General features: G+C 55.6%; 13 protein-coding genes. 3 read left to right on the plus strand and 10 right to left on the minus strand.

Annotation, left to right across the window (positions count from 1 at the left end):
* Positions 1 to 150 precede the first annotated feature (150 nt).
* A complete protein-coding gene (locus AC2FLA_RS20860; RefSeq protein ID WP_496724946.1) occupies positions 151 to 525 on the minus strand; it encodes a hypothetical protein in 375 nt (124 codons plus the stop codon).
* Positions 526 to 617: 92 nt separating this feature from the next.
* On the opposite strand from AC2FLA_RS20860, the gene AC2FLA_RS20865 reads away from it, so the two are divergent.
* Complete coding sequence (locus tag AC2FLA_RS20865) at positions 618 to 1,376, plus strand: alpha/beta fold hydrolase (protein ID WP_496724948.1); 759 nt, start codon at positions 618 to 620, stop codon at positions 1,374 to 1,376.
* Here AC2FLA_RS20865 and AC2FLA_RS20870 read toward each other — a convergent pair whose 3' ends face one another.
* The 6 genes from AC2FLA_RS20870 to AC2FLA_RS20895 all read right to left on the minus strand — a co-directional run bounded on the left by AC2FLA_RS20870 (position 1,377) and on the right by AC2FLA_RS20895 (position 10,279).
* On the minus strand, positions 1,377 to 1,565 hold the full coding sequence (locus AC2FLA_RS20870) for a hypothetical protein (RefSeq protein WP_496724950.1): 189 nt from the start codon (positions 1,563 to 1,565) through the stop codon (positions 1,377 to 1,379). It abuts the gene before it with no gap.
* Positions 1,566 to 1,665: 100 nt separating this feature from the next.
* Positions 1,666 to 2,037 (minus strand): rhodanese-like domain-containing protein, encoded by a 372-nt coding sequence (locus AC2FLA_RS20875; RefSeq protein WP_496724952.1) that lies wholly within the window; start codon positions 2,035 to 2,037, stop codon positions 1,666 to 1,668.
* 72 nt (positions 2,038 to 2,109) lie between these two features.
* Positions 2,110 to 3,462: an HlyD family type I secretion periplasmic adaptor subunit gene (locus AC2FLA_RS20880; RefSeq protein ID WP_108862401.1), complete on the minus strand. Its 1,353-nt coding sequence runs from the start codon at positions 3,460 to 3,462 to the stop codon at positions 2,110 to 2,112.
* Positions 3,459 to 5,714 (minus strand): type I secretion system permease/ATPase, encoded by a 2,256-nt coding sequence (locus AC2FLA_RS20885; RefSeq protein ID WP_496724954.1) that lies wholly within the window; start codon positions 5,712 to 5,714, stop codon positions 3,459 to 3,461. The genes AC2FLA_RS20880 and AC2FLA_RS20885 overlap by 4 nt, the downstream gene beginning before the upstream one ends.
* A gap of 74 nt (positions 5,715 to 5,788) precedes the next feature.
* Positions 5,789 to 7,726, minus strand: a complete 1,938-nt coding sequence (locus AC2FLA_RS20890) for a type I secretion protein (RefSeq protein ID WP_496724956.1) — start codon at positions 7,724 to 7,726, stop codon at positions 5,789 to 5,791.
* Positions 7,727 to 7,855: 129 nt separating this feature from the next.
* Positions 7,856 to 10,279, minus strand: coding sequence for a hypothetical protein (locus tag AC2FLA_RS20895; RefSeq protein WP_496724958.1), 2,424 nt, complete (start codon positions 10,277 to 10,279; stop codon positions 7,856 to 7,858).
* A gap of 604 nt (positions 10,280 to 10,883) precedes the next feature.
* Between AC2FLA_RS20895 and AC2FLA_RS20900 the strand changes: the two genes are divergently transcribed.
* Together AC2FLA_RS20900 and AC2FLA_RS20905 are read left to right on the plus strand one after the other, a co-directional pair.
* On the plus strand, positions 10,884 to 11,633 hold the full coding sequence (locus tag AC2FLA_RS20900; RefSeq protein ID WP_496724960.1) for a helix-turn-helix transcriptional regulator: 750 nt from the start codon (positions 10,884 to 10,886) through the stop codon (positions 11,631 to 11,633).
* The gene (locus AC2FLA_RS20905) at positions 11,626 to 12,123 is read left to right on the plus strand and encodes a hypothetical protein (protein WP_496724962.1); all 498 of its coding nucleotides are present in this window, start codon (positions 11,626 to 11,628) and stop codon (positions 12,121 to 12,123) included. Before AC2FLA_RS20900 ends, AC2FLA_RS20905 begins: the two co-directional genes overlap by 8 nt.
* A 107-nt stretch (positions 12,124 to 12,230) precedes the next feature.
* Here AC2FLA_RS20905 and AC2FLA_RS20910 read toward each other — a convergent pair whose 3' ends face one another.
* The 3 genes from AC2FLA_RS20910 to AC2FLA_RS20920 all read right to left on the minus strand — a co-directional run bounded on the left by AC2FLA_RS20910 (position 12,231) and on the right by AC2FLA_RS20920 (position 16,662).
* Positions 12,231 to 12,518, minus strand: coding sequence for a hypothetical protein (locus AC2FLA_RS20910; RefSeq protein WP_496724964.1), 288 nt, complete (start codon positions 12,516 to 12,518; stop codon positions 12,231 to 12,233).
* Positions 12,519 to 12,777: 259 nt separating this feature from the next.
* A complete protein-coding gene (locus tag AC2FLA_RS20915) occupies positions 12,778 to 14,292 on the minus strand; it encodes an ABC-F family ATP-binding cassette domain-containing protein (protein WP_496724966.1) in 1,515 nt (504 codons plus the stop codon).
* A 708-nt stretch (positions 14,293 to 15,000) separates the two neighbouring features.
* Positions 15,001 to 16,662, minus strand: a complete 1,662-nt coding sequence (locus AC2FLA_RS20920; RefSeq protein ID WP_496724968.1) for a tetratricopeptide repeat protein — start codon at positions 16,660 to 16,662, stop codon at positions 15,001 to 15,003.
* Positions 16,663 to 16,964: the final 302 nt, after the last annotated feature.

A 16,964-nucleotide genomic window follows, 5' to 3' on the forward strand; every position in this document is an offset into this window, starting at 1 on the left:
ATGGCGCGGTTGAAGCCAAGGTCAAAGCCGAGGTTGCAGAGCTTTGCGCTAAATTCCCGATCTATCCAAACCTGTAATCCACACAGGGATCACAAATCAGAACGGCGTCCAATGGGCGCCGTTTTTTTGTTTGGGATACCAAAAACGCGATTAAATATAGCCGCGCCAGCGCAGGACAATAACTGCCAAAGCCGCCAGCGCCAGAAACCCCAAAGCAACCGCCCCCAGAAAGTTCAGAAACCAGCCCCAGCGGCGATCGGCCAGGTTTATACCGCTCAGATGGGTCTGAACCTCTTCCGATGCCTTGGCCAGTTTCGGAGTGTCCAGCACCAACCGCAATTTAGGGTGCGAGGCCATCTGCTCGGCACCGGCAAGCATCATGGCCTGCTTGTATACGCGGCGCGGCAATCGGCGCTTGGCCTTGCGGACAGAAGCCGTCAGCGTCTGGTCCTTTACACCCAGCTTTTCACGCAGCAATTGCACCGTCTGCGCGATCTGGCTTTGGATATCTGTGGTTTGCGTCATGACGTGGCCTCCTGCCAGCGCAATCTAACCTCAGCCCGCAGGGGCGACAATGGGGGCTGGTCGTTTCAAACGCACGCAGGTATCAAACCAGAATGCTGAACACGATCATTCACGGTGAACCGACCTCGAACCCTCCTCTGCTGATTGCGCATGGGCTGTATGGATCAGCCCGAAACTGGGGGGTTATTGCGCGCCGACTATGTGACGAAAGGCAGGTCGTTGCAGTCGATATGCGCAACCACGCCTACAGCGAATGGACCGACCAGCATGGTTACCCCGATCTGGCCGAGGATCTGGCCGAGGTGATCCTGCAACTTGGCGGAAAAGCCGATATTGTCGGTCATTCGATGGGTGGTAAGGCTGCGATGATGCTGGCGCTGAGCCACGGAGAATTGGTGCACAAGCTGGTTGTGGCGGACATTGCGCCCGTTACTTATACGCACAGCCAAATCCAATTCATCGAAGCCATGCGCGCCGTGGATTTTTCAACGATTGAAAGACGCTCGGACGCCGAGGGACAGTTGGCGGCGCAGGGTGTCGAAAAAGCTTTGCAGAGCTTTTTCACGCAATCTCTGGACGTCAAGGGGAAGCGTTGGCTTCTGAACCTTGACACGCTGGCGGCCGAGATGCCCAAAATCATGGGCTTTCCGGAAACTGATGCATCCTGGGACGGTCCGGCCCTGTTTTTGTCCGGTGGCGATTCCGACTACGTCCTGCCCGAACATCGCAGCACCATCCGCGCCCATTTTCCCGCCGCACGATTTGCGAAAATCCCCGGCGCAGGCCATTGGCTGCACGCCGAGAAACCTCGTGAGTTTGAAGCCGCGGTCAGGACCTACCTGAACGCCTGATCAGGTTGCGTTCTGGTACAGTTTCTTCGCCACCAACCAGGACACTGGCAAGGCAGCCACACAGCCAGCCGCAGCTGCTGAAACGATTGCAACTGTAGACACCAATCCCGCGGACAGGACGGCAATAACGCCCGACCCGGCCAGAGCGGTTGCGATCAAAGTATACAGTATAGAGGCAAGGCGTAGCATCGTCAGTTGTCCTTTTGTCAGAAGCCCGATTATCGCTTTAGACAACTGGTATGCTATACGCCTTGATCTGCGTCAGATTTCAACGGACAGAGGTCAGAAATCAGGCCACCTCGCCGCCGCCATTGACCCAGTCCGGCAACCCGCCGACGTTATAGACGTTTTCATACCCCATATCTTTCAACAGCTTGCCTGCCAGCGCCGCACGACCACCTGCCGCGCAATACAGCACGATTACGCGGTCCTTGCGCAGCTCGGGGTCATGAGATTTCAGGGCGTCGTCAGCGCGGAATTCAAGCATACCGCGCGGGATATGATGCGCGCCTTGCGCACGGCCGGTTTGCTGCAGCTCGACCGCGTCGCGCACGTCCAGCAACAAGGCACCCTGCCCCATCAATTCCTTTGCTTTGTTTGTGTCAATCCGTTCGACGGCAGCGTTTGCTGCCTCCATCATCTGGCCTACGGTCAATGGCATAAAGCGTCCCCTCTGGTGAATCTCACCAGAGGCTAACACGCTGGCGCAGGAAAGAGCAGGCCGATAAGGCGATCAATGTTCGCGGAAGGCGCGAGACATGCTGTCTGTCACAGGCTTTGCGATATAGGCCGCAAAGGTGCGTTCCTCGGTCTGGATCATGATCTCGGCGGGCATTCCGGGTGTGGGAACAAACCCACGCACGCGGTCCATCTCATCGGGTTCTAGCGAGATGCGCGCCAGATAAACCTCTTGCGGAATTCCTCCAGAATCTTCCACTAGCGCGTCCGCCGAGACATAGTAGACTTCGCCGCTCAGCACAGGAGTGGTACGCTGGTTTAGCCCGACCAGTCGAACCGTTGCTTGCTGCCCCATCACGACGCTGTCGATTTCCGTTCGGGGGATTTGCGCCTCGATAATCAGGGGCGCATCCGAAGGCAGGATTTCCGCGATTGGTTCACCAGTTTCGATAACGCCGCCAGCCGTATGATAGTGCAATCGCACTACGGTTCCCGTGACCGGAGCGCGCACAACCGCACGGTCCAGAACGCTTCGGGCCTGCCGGGATTTTTCGCGCACGCTTTCCAGATCAGCTGCAATCACGCTCAATTCATCCAACGCAGCCTCGCGATAGGCCGATCGCGTGCGGGAAATCTGTTCTTCGTATTTCAGAAGCATCTGGTTGATTTCAGCCGTTTCAGCCGTCAACCGCGCAAGTTGGCCCTCGGCCTCGGCCTGCACGCGGCGGATCGTGTTGATGTCGCCCTTACGCACCAGCCCTTTTTTGAACAGTACTTGTTTGGTTTCGAACTCTTCCTGCAAAATTTCCGAACGCCGAACCATACTTTCCAACTGCGCCTCAAACCCGCTTGAGCGAATTTTCAGCGCTTCCATGTTGCGTTCCAGCAAAGCGATGTCGTTCAGCAACGTCTTACGGGATACATCAAAGCTGATTTTTTGCCCGTCAAGGATCGCCATCACCTCGACATCGTTCGACGCTTCAATCAGTTCCGGCGAGAACTCAAGCCGATCACGCTCATTGTTTTCAGCCGACAAGCGTTGGGACATGGCTTGCAGACGAATTTTGCGGATGAACAGTTCGCGTTCATTTGACTCGGCCGAGGTCTGGTCGAGGGTCATAAGAACCTGTCCCTTGATAACGGACTGACCCTCGATAACTTTGATATCTTCAATGATCCCACCTTCGAGGTGCTGAACAATCTTATTTCGGCCTGTGGCAACAAAGCTGCCCTGCGCGATTACCGCCGCGGCCAATGGCGCACTGAAGGACCAGACGCCAAAACCGCCAAAGCAGACAACCAGCAAGATCAAGCCGACAGTAACAAAGCGGTGGATCGACCGCGGCACCTCGGCATACCAAACTGCCGGATCCTTCGGGTCATTGTTTACGGGTACAATTTCGTTCATGTTGGCCCCCCCTGCTGCGACTGAATGCCTGGTTTATTTCCACGTGAGGCGTTCAACTGTTGCAGCACCTGTTCACGGTGACCAAACAGCGCCACACGACCATCTGTCAGCAGCATGATTTTGTCGACAACGCTCAACAGCGTCGGTTTCTGAGTGATCACCACGACGGTAATCTTGCTTTCCTTGGCCTGTTCAATCGCCCGCGACAGCGCCTGATCACCTGCAACGTCCAGGTTTGAGTTCGGCTCGTCCAGAACCACCATGCGCGGATTGCCAAAGAAAGCGCGCGCCAGTGCTATCCGCTGTTTTTGCCCGCCCGACAGCGGAGATCCATCAGCGGAAACCACAGTTTCGTATCCTTGCGGCAAAGTGGCGATCATGTTGTGGACATCAGCCAGAACAGCGGCGTCGTGGATTTGTTCATCTGTCGCATCGACACGCATCCGGCCGATATTGTCCTTGATCGTACCTGGGAACAGCTGAACATCCTGCGGCAAATAACCGATGCTCTCACCAAACTGACGTGGGTCCCAGTTGCGGATATCCATCAGATCCAGACGAACACTGCCGGATGTCGGCAGGATCGACCCAACCAGCGTTTTGCCCAACGTGGTTTTTCCCGCCCCGGAATTGCCAATAACGGCAAGTGTTTCACCGGGATTAAGCGAAAAACTGATGCCGTTCAGGACAACACGTTTGGTGCCGCCCGGAACATAAAGAAGGCGCTCCACATCCATGCGCCCCTCGGGACGCGGCAGGCGCAACTTTTCAAATTGCAGGGCCGAATTGGACAAAAGGTTCTTGATGCGCCCAAAAGCGGCGCGCGTCAGCAGGAATGCATTCCAGCCTTCGATTGATCCTTCGATAGGTGCAAATGCGCGCCCGGCGATAATCGAAGCGGCGATGACCATACCGCCAGTGATCTCGCCCTGCAGCGCCAGATATGCACCCCAGCCCAGAATGGCAATTTGTGTCAGCAGGCGTATCGCACGCGAGATGGCCGCGAAGATCACGTTCCTGTCCTGCGCCCGTACTTGCCATGTCAGAGATTGTGCCGTGTCGCGACCCCAGATGCGTACCGCCTCGGGGATCATCGCCAAAGCGTTGATGATCTGGCTGTTACGCGCCATCGAGTCGAGGTGCAGGTTCGCCATTGATTGGGATCTGTTCGCCTCGGCAAATGGCTTGGCAGTCATTTTCTGGTTAATCACTGCGATAATCATCAGCAGCATCGCGGTTACGATAACGATTGATCCCAGCTGCGGATGCACCAGAAAAATCATCAGGATGAACAGCGGTGCGAAAGGAACGTCAAGGAATGAAATCAACGTCCCCGACACCAAAAAACCGCGCACTTGCTGAAGATCGCCCAGCGTCTGGTATTCCCGGCCGTTGCCGTGCAGCGACGCATGTGCTGCCGCACTTAGAACGGGCGCGCCCAATCGCGCGGCAACCTCGACCGCTGTACGCATCAGAATAAAACGGCGGACCGCGTCAAATGCCGCCTGAAAGATCACGGCCCCCGCAACAATGGCGGTCAGCATGATCAGTGTATCCAAAGACCGGCTGGTCAGCACCCGGTCACTGATTTGAAACAGGTAGATCGGGATCGCAAGGATCAGGATGTTGGTTGCGCATGTCAGAACCAGAACAAATGCGAGATTGCGCCAGATCGCCTTTAGCGAGGTGCGCAGAGTATTTTGGAAATCCTCTGGCGGCGTGCGTTTGTGGAATGTCTGGGGTGGCCCGTTGCCGTCACCTCCGCCCGTTTGTCGGAGTTGCATCGGCTCGTTCGCCTTAGCCTCGATAGTGGCACCTAAGTGTTCACCGCCCTTCGAGCGCGTTTGGGGGGTCACCCGCGCAGTCGTTTCTGTGGCGGTGTTAGGATCGGGGCTTTGGGCTTCTTCGGCCACCCCAGCGTCGCGGCCCTGGGCATTCTGATCTTGAGCGGGCTGCGACTGTTCGCGCCGGGGTGAAGCCGCGGCACGAGTTGGTGGTTCCGACCTGGTTTTGGTCGCCTGCTTTTTGGGCTTCACAGCTTTTGCGGCAACCGCATCGTCCTTTTTCGCAGTCATCTTGGGACTGTCCTCTGGATCTGGTACACGCATTTCTTTGTTCAAACGCAAACTTGGCGTCTTAGCTGCTTTTGGTAGGGATTCATCGCTGCCATGCGGCTGCGTGGGCGTGCCAACGCCCTCAATATCAAGCGGGCTGGCATCAGAAGAACGACGCGACGAAAATACAATCGACATTTTATAACTTTCGGAACACTCGTAACAAATACAGTCATTACGCTAACACGAATTGACCAAATCAGGTAGAAATTTCACGCCAGCATCGTTTGCATCGCATCATCGTTGCTAGCATTTTCAGAAGGCGTAAGGTTCGATTGTGCCTGTGCGATAGCGTTTTCGCCAATCCCAGCCGTCTCTTCCATTATTATGGCAATGACTTCATTGGCCAACTCCGAAGCGTCTGGCACTTCGGGGATGTCAATCAGTGCTGCCTGATGCAACAGCAGGTCCGAATATTCGCCGCCTGCTGCCATAATGGTTGAGTCGACACCAGTCTTGGTGATGTTGGCTGCATTCAACAGGGCGTTTCCGGCTCCGTTGACCGCGGCATCAACAGCAGCTGCTGCTTCAAGCGAAATATCGTCCTGATCCTGCAACAATGTGACCTGTTCGACCGAATTGACCTGCAAAAGATCGCCGTCGATCTTCAGTACGCGAAGCAACTCCATGCCGGCGTAGTCCGGATTGGATATCAAAGCGTCTTCAAAGGCCTCGCGATCAATCTGCTGCAACGGCATAGCCTCGGCATGGGCCATGTCCAATTCTTCCACCGTGTCCTCCCCGGTGGTCGTCAGAGAGGCCTGGTTCATGACCAGATTGTCATCACCCTCTTCCGGCTTGCCGGCACCATAGACGTCATCGTCCAACAGCGCGATGGTCTGGTGCAGCATATCGACCGAAACCATGTTTCCGCCGATCATTATCAGATCATAGAAGTTACCCAACTGAACGATATTGGTGACGTTGCTCAAAACGTTGTCACCCAATGTGAACAGGCTGGTCGAAGCTGTGATTTCTGTGTTGATCTTGTCGATATCTGTGGCGTCGATCACCTGCTTGATGAAGTTCGTGACCCACAAATCGCCTTGTATCCACGTGACCGAGACAATCGGATCCGCACCCGGCTCTGCCACATTGTCGTCCTGCCACCACTCTTCGCTGGCTTCGGTCCCGATAAATGACGCCTGAACCACATTGGTGTCACTTTGAACACCGGGTTCACCCTGATCGATGTCGGACACCACCGCCACCTGACTGATCACTGTCAGGTTAACGGATTTGCCGCCCACTGCGATGACGGGCGCGTCGACCCAAGCCACAGTGATGTTAACCTCGTTGACCGCAAGGTTTCCGCCCGCGATAACCGTATGGCCCTCGCCGAACTCATCATCATCCGAGCGATCCCATTCGTCCGGGGTCATGTCTGGCGTATCGTCTTCTTCCTCGTCTTCTGTCTGGTGATGCGCGGGCAGAAGATCGTCCCAGACCGGAATTTCTTCGACCATTTCGCCATTCACAATAACGCCCAGCGCGTCCTCGCCGTGGAACTGGTGAATGGTCACGCCTTCGATTTGAGATATCATCGGCGACTGCATCTGTTCAGCCAGGCTTTCGAGGTATTCCAGAGACTTATAGTCTTCAATGTTCAGAGATGGCGTTGCAATTGCGTGCATCGACAACGCGACATCCAGCATCTGCTCGCCTTGCGCAATCTGGATTTCGATATCGCGAAAATCGCCATGACCGATAACATCGTTGTCGTTCAGGACAATCGCCTGGAACGTGTAGGTTACGGCCGAGCCGATGATGAGTGGTGGGACCTGTGGATCTAGAATCAATACTGCCGTCTGTGCCGTTCCCAGCTGAACATCCGGAATATAGGGATCGGGACCGAAGCTGGGACCGACATATATCTCTGACAATGCAAGCGGCCCATCGGGCACGGGCGGCAATGGAAGATCCGCAGGAGGAGGCAGAAGTTTATAAGGGAGTGGATCATATTCGCCTGGTGGAAGATCTAATTCAGTAGCGATCCGTATGGATATCGGATCGTCGAGTTCATCCAGTTCGACTTTGCGCCGAAGCGCCGTAAATTCTTCGTACTGATCTCTCAGCCGGGCCTGTTCAATCGTTAGCTCAAAGGTTCCAATAAAATGCGCTATCGTTTCTGTAATACTGTCGAGAGACATATCGGTTTCCTTTTCCCCGCCCCGGCCTAAAATTTCCGCTTTGGGTTTGTTGTGCCGAGGCCACTTGTCGCGGCCTCGGCGGTTTCGTCAGATGGGTCGGGGCCCGACAATTCGGGCCCTGACTGCGACTTATACGTCGTTGTCGTCGCTGTTGTGGGTCGCGGTCATCGAACCACCAACCATGGTCGTATCGACCGAGTTGCCAAGAACGTTGGCACCCATGACGATCGACTGGTTGAACGCCGATGTATCGACCACGGCAGCTGCCGAAGCGTAGGACTCGCCGTTAACGATTCCATCACCGCCGTTGCCTGAACCCCACGATCCAGCATTGCCGCCAGCTCCGCCAGCACCCGAATAGGCGCCCGACGCATCGCCACCGTCGACGTTTGCACCGTTGGTGTCACCAAGCGTCGCCATACCAGAAGCGTCACCAGAGGTTCCGCCGTATCCGGCACCAGCACCGCCGCCGCCGCCAACGCCCGACGTTGCTGTGCCAGTGGCACTGCCCGCTGCGGTCGAGGTAGCGTCGTTGTCCGACATAGCGTCGCCGCCATAACCAGCGATGGCCTCTGCCATGCTGTCTGCCGAACCGTCGGTTTCCGCAGTCGAGAAGACCTCGGACAATCCGCCGTCGCCTGCGTTGTTGGTCGCGTCAGCAGAACCTTCACCGGTTCCTGTGGATGCAGCGTCTTGCTGAACGGCTCCGCCGCCACCGCCGACGCCGTCAGCCATCGCGGTCCCGGTTCCGGTACCCGTCGCTGAACCATCAACGTCATTGGTCCCACCAGCACCGCCATTGACTTGGGCATCCTGGTTGTTGTCGGCTTCGCCGGTCACGTCACCCGGAGCTTGAGTGACCGCTGGACCCGTAGCGTCCTGATCACCTACACCCTGAGCATCGGCAGCCGCGTCAGCCGTACCACCGTTGCCGGATGCACCGCTTCCGTCACCGCCGGGGCCGTTGCCGCTGTCGGCGTTGCCACCGTCACCGTCGCCACCGTCACCGCCGGCACCTGCAGCACCCATGCCGTCACCGCCAGGGCCGTTGCCGCTGTCAGCGTTGCCGCCGTCACCGTCACCGCCACCAGCACCTTCGCCGCGAGCACCGTTGCCGTCACCGCCGTCACCGCCAGTGCGGTTGCCGCCGTCGCCACCGGTACCGTCGCCACCAGTACCGTCGCCGCCGTCACCGCCAGGGCCGTTGCCAGCATCTGCGTTGCCGCTATCACCGTTTCCGCCATCGCCGTCGCCGCCGTTTCCGCCGTCACCGTCACCGCCAGGGCCGTTACCGCCATCTGCGTTGCCGCTGTCGCCGTCGCCGCCATCGCCGTCACCACCGGTGCCGTCTGCATCCGCGCCGGCCAGACCTGCTGCAAGACCTAGTCCAATGTTGCCACCAGATGTCGCGTCATTGGCTTCGGTGTCGCTGTCACTCTCGTTTGCAGCGAGACCAAGGTTACCAGCCAGACCGCCACCGCCGTTTGCATCGTCGGATTCGGAATCGTTGTCGGTATCGACGTCTACGTCATTGTCTGCGTCCGAGTCGTTGTCGCCGCCGGCTGACTCTCCGTCATTGCTGGCGTCCGACGAGCCAAAGCCCAGACCAAGACCGATGGAACCAGCGTTTCCGCCTTCACCACCGTCGCTGTCGACATCCGAGTCTGCGCTGCCGTCATTGTCAGCATCCGAGTCGCTGTCAGCGTCACCGCCGTCACCGGCACTGCTGCTGCCATTCGATTCAGCGTTAGAATGCCCAACGCCCAGACCGAAGTTGGTCGCTTCGCCGGAATCTCCGCCGTCGCCGCCTTCGCCGTCACCATTGGCGTCACCGGATGTTCCTCCAGCGGCATCAGCCCAGCCACCTTCTGTGTCACCTCTGGCATCGCCGCCAGTTGTATTGCCACCTTCTCCGGAATTGCCGCCGTCTGCACGCGAACCAATACCTTCCGCAGCATTTGCGGTTCCGCCATAGGCGTCACCCTTCTGCTCGAAAGTGCCGTCATTGGAAACTTCTGCACTTTCCAGAACGTCGTTGTCTTCCAGTGCGGCAACTTGATTGTTGATTGCTGCCATAGCGGTCGTTGTACCGCTCATGTCAACATCCAGGTTCATGTCATCGCCGGGATCATAGTCAATGTCGCCACCAGCAGTGATCACGTCACCTACGCTCGCATCGTCGCCCAGATCCAGATCGACCTGATCATCATCGCGAGGAATCCACTCGCCGCCACCAAAATCGATGTGAACTGAGTTGGAATTGTCGTTGCTGTCATCACCACCATTATAGTTCTGCTGGTTCTGATCTTGGTCCTGATCCTGGTCTTGATCCTGATCCTGGTCCTGATCCTGGTCCTGATCTTGCTTTTGCTTCTGATCCTGATCGTTATCGTTATCTACGCTGTTGTCGTTGGTTTGCTCTTGCTCATTCAGATTTGCGTCAATCTGAGCTTCTTCGACTGTAATATCGGCATCGATATCAACATGGGCCTCTTCGACCTCAACTTCACCGATTGCAGTAATGTCGTTGTACGGTTGGTTGCGTCTACTCATAATAGTTCTCCACTTAAGAAGCGCGCTGACCGTCACTCATCTCTAAAACGGTTACTGGCGCAGTTGAATAATAAGGGCCGCACTCATGCGCAAAACGCGCGTGTGCGGTTTCGTTCAGTGAATTTTACCCACCCTCCTTTCTCGGCTTAGCCGACACCGTGTCTGCGGAAGTAGCTCGCGATAATGCGCGATTCGCGGACACATCAGGAATTAAGGCTTCAGAATAGAAGCGAGATCATGGTTACAGGCGAAGCGCGTCGTGAATAGCTACCTTAAAGGACTAGAACGTCCAAAGCTTTGATTTCATTGCTGTAATGCTTGTGTGACCGAATAGCAGTCGCAGCATCGGCCATTCGCGCGGGTCAAAACTCACAGTTTGGGAAACCCATTGTTTTCCTCCACTTACGCGAGAGGAAGTACTGCCGACCTAAACGAAAGAATTAGAACTGAATTTTCGGAACGGCGCACATCATTGATAAAACTTGTACTTTCAGCTATAGTCGCGCCTCAATAGCGTAAGTTACTTTAATTCTGTTCTACGAGTACTGGTTACAATTTCGCCGTTATTTTTCGCGGCGTGGGTTAATTAAAAGGGGGCGTGGCAATGGGCATTCCGATTCAGGAAGATGCTGTTCAAAACGATTTCAATCCCGAAGAATTCTCGATCAATTTCGTCGGCAAAGAACTCTTCTATTCAGATCAAACAATCCATGGTGTCCAATCCGAATTTGGCGTGATCACGCGTCGGATCGAAACAATTGACGCGCTGTCTGCGCCAAGCGGCTCGGACGTTGGGGCCGGAAAGGTGGTCGTCGTCGACCAGATGATGCTGGACGACCTGTTGAACCGACCGCAGGCCTATATGGAAATCGCGGGATCAGGCAGCTTGGCCTTTGCTTACCGCAAGGAGGAAGCTGCCCGGCTTGCATTCGAAAAGTGGGATCGCAGCAAATTCGGCGACATCGGATACCTGCCGATGAACGTCGCGCCGGATGTATGGCGATCTATTTTGCGCCTGCTGTTACATGAAGAGCTGTACCTGCCGTGTTTCCTTGCGGATTGCGTGGCGCATTCACCCACGCGGTCGAATGGTGCGCCGGTAGCGACATCAAAGCCCAGCGACCTCCACCCGACATACTCAAAGCTGACGCGCCGGGAAAAGCAGGTGCTGAAACTGGTGTCGAAAGGTCAAAGCAACAAGATTATCGCATCGAACCTGGGCATCACCGAACACACCGTCAAACTGCATATGCACAATGTGGCGGGCAAGATCGGTGTCAGCAACCGGACTGCAGCCGCGCAATTCTATTTCGAGGTTGCGCCGGACGAAGCGCGAGAACTGCCCGTTGACTGACGATTTCGAAGCCCGATTTGACCGCCTGATCCTGCTGGTCGGCAAGTTGAACTACATGTGGACCAACACGGAAAGCCTGTTGATTCATCTGATCGCCGGGTTGACCCGCACCAACAAGGATATCTCGGTCATAATATTTCTGACGCTGAACACGACCCGCGCCAGAATTGACCTGGTCGAGCGGCTGGCCAAGATGGAAGGCCGCCCGCCAGACATACGTGACCCTATCCTTAAGCACACGCAGCGTCTCAGCAAGCTTTCGGGAATTCGGAACAGATACAACCATTGCATCTATTCCTTCGACCCCGACAGCGGCAATCCGAAGACAATCCTGATGCGCATTGCAGACCGGAAGACGGACATCAAACTGGGCCGCCAGGATACGGTTGACGAGGGTGCGATGAAAGAAATCGAAAAGGTGGTCGACCAACTTTCAGTGGCGAACCGGGAAATGTGGAAACTGATCAACGATCTTGGGTTTCCAGCTTAACAATGCGCTGGTGCGGGCGGTGGGACTCTCTTTTCTGTTTGTTGCCATATCACTAAGTCACGAGATGCGTAAAATATGCGAAACGTGCGGTGAAAAACGCCCGGCTATCAGTATCTAACCGAATCCTGTTCGGGCCAGCCTGGCAACTTTTTCGGCGCGGGGACATCGTGGCTCTCCAGCCAATCCTTGATCGCGGCCCAATGATCCTGCGGCTTGGCCGTGTACCGACGAGAATGGAGATCCACAATTGCGCGCTGTAGTTGGTGATACCATTGAATTTTGATCTTTAGGCCATGGGTTCGCGCCCAGGCGCGCAGCGCGGCTTCCCAATCGGTCAACGGGCGGGACTCAAGCTCTTTATGAAGGTCGAACGGGATTCTGGTTGGCCATAGCATGACACCGATATGCGCTAACCGCGCGCAGGCGGCAAGCGCTCCTCATCGTTGCCCCTCGAATGGCCGCAAGGAGCCCCAAACTGCCGTTGATCCTATTTCCACCTTTCGCACATGCAGCGGACTGCAAACCGCACAAAGCAGTCGTTTACAATCCGGGGCCGGATGGCTGGTGAGCGGACGAAGCGGGCTTTCGCTGAAAACACACGAAAGTCCGTTTCGATGCCGACCGCCCTACACAAAATGTTGAGCCAAATGATCACTATGACTCCATCTCTCTTGCCAAAAATGGCTCCGGGCTGTCCGTTTCTTCCAGACCTTTATCTGTGATCAGCCAAAACCGAGTGCCGACATTGCGCAAAAAGCTGCGGTCGTGACTAACAAGCAAACATGAAGCGCCGTGTGTGATCAATTCATCCTCGAGAGCCTCTTGTCCTTCAATGTCGAGATGGTTCGTCGGCTCATCAAGCAAATAGAAATTCGGATTCCTAAGCCGTAGGATCAGCATTGCCAAGCGCGCCTTTTGCCCACCAGACAACGCACCGATTTTGGTGTCTTGCATCTGTATGTTCACACCCGCACCCGCCAAAACGCCACGCGCGCGTTGATCACCAATGTCAAACTGCCCTGTAACAGCGACCATCGGTGTGTCGTTTTCCAAAAGCTGGCTCAGATGCTGGTCTGAATAGGCTGGCACAACCGATGGGGCACATTTGACCGCCCTACCATTCCCTGAAAGTGCGCTTTGCACCATCTTTACCAATCGGGTTTTGCCGGTACCATTGGCCCCCAAAAGCACGATGCGGTCTCCTGGCAGAATCCATTTCCGCCCGGTCTTGTACAACAAGCGACCGTCAGGCGTTTCGACCCGTGCATCATCCAATTTGATCAGAGCCTTGGCATGAGTTCCGCTGTTGACCAGTCCGATATCACCGGCGCTGCGCTCGTAGTGGGCAGGTTTGGCGGTCGCTTCAATCTGCGCCGCGCGATCATTTAGCTGTTTGGTTTTGGTTACCAAAAGGTCAGACCCAGAATTGATGCCTATGTTCTTCAGCTTCGCGGCCTGCTTGCGCAGCTGCTGCGCTTTGTTCAAGTCATTGGCAAACCGCCGTTGGTCAGCAGCATCAGCTTCATCAAGCGCCGCCCGCGCTGCCGAAAACGGGAGTGAAAAAACACGTGACCTTTTCGCGCGCAGAAACAGCGTTTTGTTGGTGGTCGCATCAAGAAATGCTCGATCATGAGACGTCACGACAATGGACACTTCACGTGGCAAGGCAGACAACCAGTGCTGGAGCAAGCCTATACGCTGCAAATCCAAATGATTGGTTGGTTCATCCAGCAATAGGATATCTGGCTCCTGAATCCAGGCGGCAGCCAACAATGCAGTCCTTTGCCACCCGCCGCTCAATTCGTTGAGCAGACGATGCTGCAACTCATACGGAACACTCAGATCACCAAGCACGACATCCACACGCCAGCTTTCGTATTCTGCCTGCTCGGCAGGAAGGACACCCAGCACCCACTCATAGAGCGTTTTGGCATAGGCGCGTTCCGGCACGTATTGGGTCACGTATCCCGCTCGCAAACCGCGCATCCGGACGATACTCCCGTTGGTCGGTTCGGATTGACCGGCCATGCATTCCAAAAGTGTTGTCTTACCGCGCCCATTGGCGGCAACCAATCCAATACGATCACCCTTGGAAATTGTCAGGTTCAGTTCATCGAAAAGGAGGTCGCCACGGATTACGCTTAAAGCGTTGATGTTCATCACAGTCATCGGAGTCTCTGCTCATAAAAAGAGGTGCCGCGGTGCGGCTTTGGGCAGACCGATTGAAAGGCTATTTCTCGGGCCCGCCCTGCAAACGCATTTACAGGGCGAAACGGGGACCATGCTGAAGTCGGCGGATGATACGCATGTTCAGCTTGTGCCCTCCCGTTGTAGATTGTGACTGTGTGCTCAGACCTTAAAAAACAATTCCCGTCTCAGCAAGCAGCTCGCATTAGAAAAGAAGACCTTTGCCGCATTGCCAAAAATTGTAGGTTTGAGCCCGGAGCTGCCCTTGGTCCCATTTCCGCCTTTCACACTTGCAGCAGGTCGCAAATCGCGCAAACCGGACATTCCCAGGCGCTTCGCAGATGGCAGGGCAGCGGACTTTCCCGACCTTGGATTTAATACCTTCGCTGGCGCAGCATCACCGTGCACATGAAGCATCAAGAGTTCTGCAACACGACGCGTTTCCCGTTTGCAGTCATTCAAGCACGCCGAAAACTAGAAATTCCGAACCAACCCTTCGCCGTACGTCGGGCAGACGAGTAAGGAGTAGACAAAACGGACCCGCATCGAGCCTGCGCCAACGTCGACTTCCAGATCGTACCTTACAACGCTCATCAACATTCGGATGGGTGTTATTGGAGTTTGGTGAGCTGATTAAGCCTTTGGACGCATTAAAAAGTCGACCTATTTCGGGCACGACTCCTGCAAAGTTCACTCCGACGCTCCCCACTCCAAAAGAATGGACTGATAGCTGGGACTTTGCGGATAGTTTGGGTGTGTTTTCGCGAGTTCCGCCCAAGCCCGGTTGGCTTCTTGCTCACGATCGAGTTTGGACAATGTAAACGCTTCGTACACTCTGCCCGGCAAGAAATTGGAATTGCGATCATGTGCGCGACGAAACTGCCTCAAGGCAGCCTCATAATCACCAAGTAAGAATTGAGCGCGTCCAAGCGCAAATACGTAGGTGACGCTGTAGTTCGGATTCAAACGAAAGGCTTTGTTGATAGATTGCAATGCGGCATCGCCGTCGACATTTGTCGAAAGGATGAGCGACCTCCATAAGAACGCATCGGCGAAATTTGGGTCAAGAGCGATGGCCTGATTGACCGCAGCCAGAGCCCCGTCCAGATCCTTGTCCCAGCGGAGCGCCCAGGCAAGATTGGCGTGTCCCGCCGGAAGGTCCGGATCAATCGTCAGAGCTTTTCGCGCCAACTGAATGGCTGCGTCAACGGTTTCGCCCTTTGAAGGATTGTGACCGGCTAAAAATGAAAACGTCAACGCGCGCGATTGCCAAGCATAAGCATCGGCATAGTTCGGATCGACTTCAATAGCGCGGCCGAAGAGATCGGTGGACGCGAGAACGCTGGTGCGGTCAAACCTATAGAACTGCTCCTGACCACGAAGCAGAAGGTCATGCGCCGTGGGATCAGCCGTGCCGCGATGGTCGAGACGGTATGCTTCCCTATCGGTCAGGGCGACTTCCAGTGCTTCGACGATCCGGCGTGTGACCTCGTCCTGGACTTCAAAGATGTCTGCAGCACTACGGTCAAAACGCTCGGCCCATATGTGAGCATCAGTTGTGACATCGATCAGCTGCGCCGTGATCCGCAGCCTGTCGCCGTCGCGCCGGACACTTCCCTCCAGGACATGGCCGACGTCCAGAGCTTCCCCAATCTCTTTAATGGAAACCTGTTGGCCTTTGTAAACAAACGTCGAATGCCGGGCGATGACTCGGAGGCCGGAGATGACGGACAGGTCCGTAATGATATCTTCCGTAATACCGTCGCTGAAATATCCCTGATTCGGATCCGGGCTCATGTTGTCAAACGGAAGTACAGCGATAGAAACCTGGTCCGATTGCACCGTATCCGGTTCTCCTGGATCGCCTGCACCAAAGCCAACGATAAACCACAGAACGACAGCCGAAACGCAAACGGCAGCCAGAACCACGATCAAACGGCGGGGCAATTCTGTGCGTTCATTCGATGGTGCAGTCAGTGTCGGGGGGGTGACAGGCTCTGCGCGTAGGGTGAACTTCGGTGCGTACCCGCCTTTCGGAAGCTCGATAATAACAGCGTCATTCCGTCCGTCATGCGCGTAGAACTCAGTCAACTTCGACCGCAGGCGGCCTGCCTCGACCCGGACAATTGAATCAATCACAGGATCGAAGCTTTCGTCACGGTCATAGACATCAATACCGATGCTGTATTGGTTCAAATTCATCTGTTTACCAGAGAGAGATTGTTCGACGACATAGCGAAGGAAACGGCTTTGACGTTCGCCGTGAACAAAGGTCTCACTTCCGAGAACACGATCCAATTGCTCTCGAATTTGCACATTGTTGGCTCGGCCTATCTCTGCGATCTCGGCCACCTCTCTCCCCAGTCTGATCAAGATTACGCGGCAACACCGGCTTCGTCCAACGGACCGCAACGTCCCTGACCTCGCCGCACGAAGCGCGGAGCCTGATGGCCGAAGTCACACGCACTGAATTTGGAGAAAGCCGCCTCAAAGGAACCGTCGGAGCAGCGTGCCTGAAGGACCGCACGTCAGCTACGGCAGGTTAGTTTATAAAAGTACATTTTATCAACGCGTTAACCAAAAAACACGTGCGTGTGTAACCGTTACAAACTCCTGATCTTGGTGTGCTGCGGCCATCCTTTCCCTCATCGAAA

It is taken from the genome of Ruegeria sp. CDSA033 (assembly GCF_059612305.1).

Excerpts from the sequence above, each read along its gene's own strand:
- AC2FLA_RS20860 (WP_496724946.1), bottom strand. The coding sequence starts at position 525 with ATGACGCAAACCACAGATATCCAAAGCCAGATCGCGCAGACGGTGCAA.
- AC2FLA_RS20865 (WP_496724948.1), top strand. The coding sequence starts at position 618 with ATGCTGAACACGATCATTCACGGTGAACCGACCTCGAACCCTCCTCTG.
- AC2FLA_RS20870 (WP_496724950.1), bottom strand. The coding sequence starts at position 1,565 with ATGCTACGCCTTGCCTCTATACTGTATACTTTGATCGCAACCGCTCTG.
- AC2FLA_RS20875 (WP_496724952.1), bottom strand. The coding sequence starts at position 2,037 with ATGCCATTGACCGTAGGCCAGATGATGGAGGCAGCAAACGCTGCCGTC.
- AC2FLA_RS20880 (WP_108862401.1), bottom strand. The coding sequence starts at position 3,462 with ATGAACGAAATTGTACCCGTAAACAATGACCCGAAGGATCCGGCAGTT.
- AC2FLA_RS20885 (WP_496724954.1), bottom strand. The coding sequence starts at position 5,714 with ATGTCGATTGTATTTTCGTCGCGTCGTTCTTCTGATGCCAGCCCGCTT.
- AC2FLA_RS20890 (WP_496724956.1), bottom strand. The coding sequence starts at position 7,726 with ATGTCTCTCGACAGTATTACAGAAACGATAGCGCATTTTATTGGAACC.
- AC2FLA_RS20895 (WP_496724958.1), bottom strand. The coding sequence starts at position 10,279 with ATGAGTAGACGCAACCAACCGTACAACGACATTACTGCAATCGGTGAA.
- AC2FLA_RS20900 (WP_496724960.1), top strand. The coding sequence starts at position 10,884 with ATGGGCATTCCGATTCAGGAAGATGCTGTTCAAAACGATTTCAATCCC.
- AC2FLA_RS20910 (WP_496724964.1), bottom strand. The coding sequence starts at position 12,518 with ATGCTATGGCCAACCAGAATCCCGTTCGACCTTCATAAAGAGCTTGAG.
- AC2FLA_RS20915 (WP_496724966.1), bottom strand. The coding sequence starts at position 14,292 with ATGACTGTGATGAACATCAACGCTTTAAGCGTAATCCGTGGCGACCTC.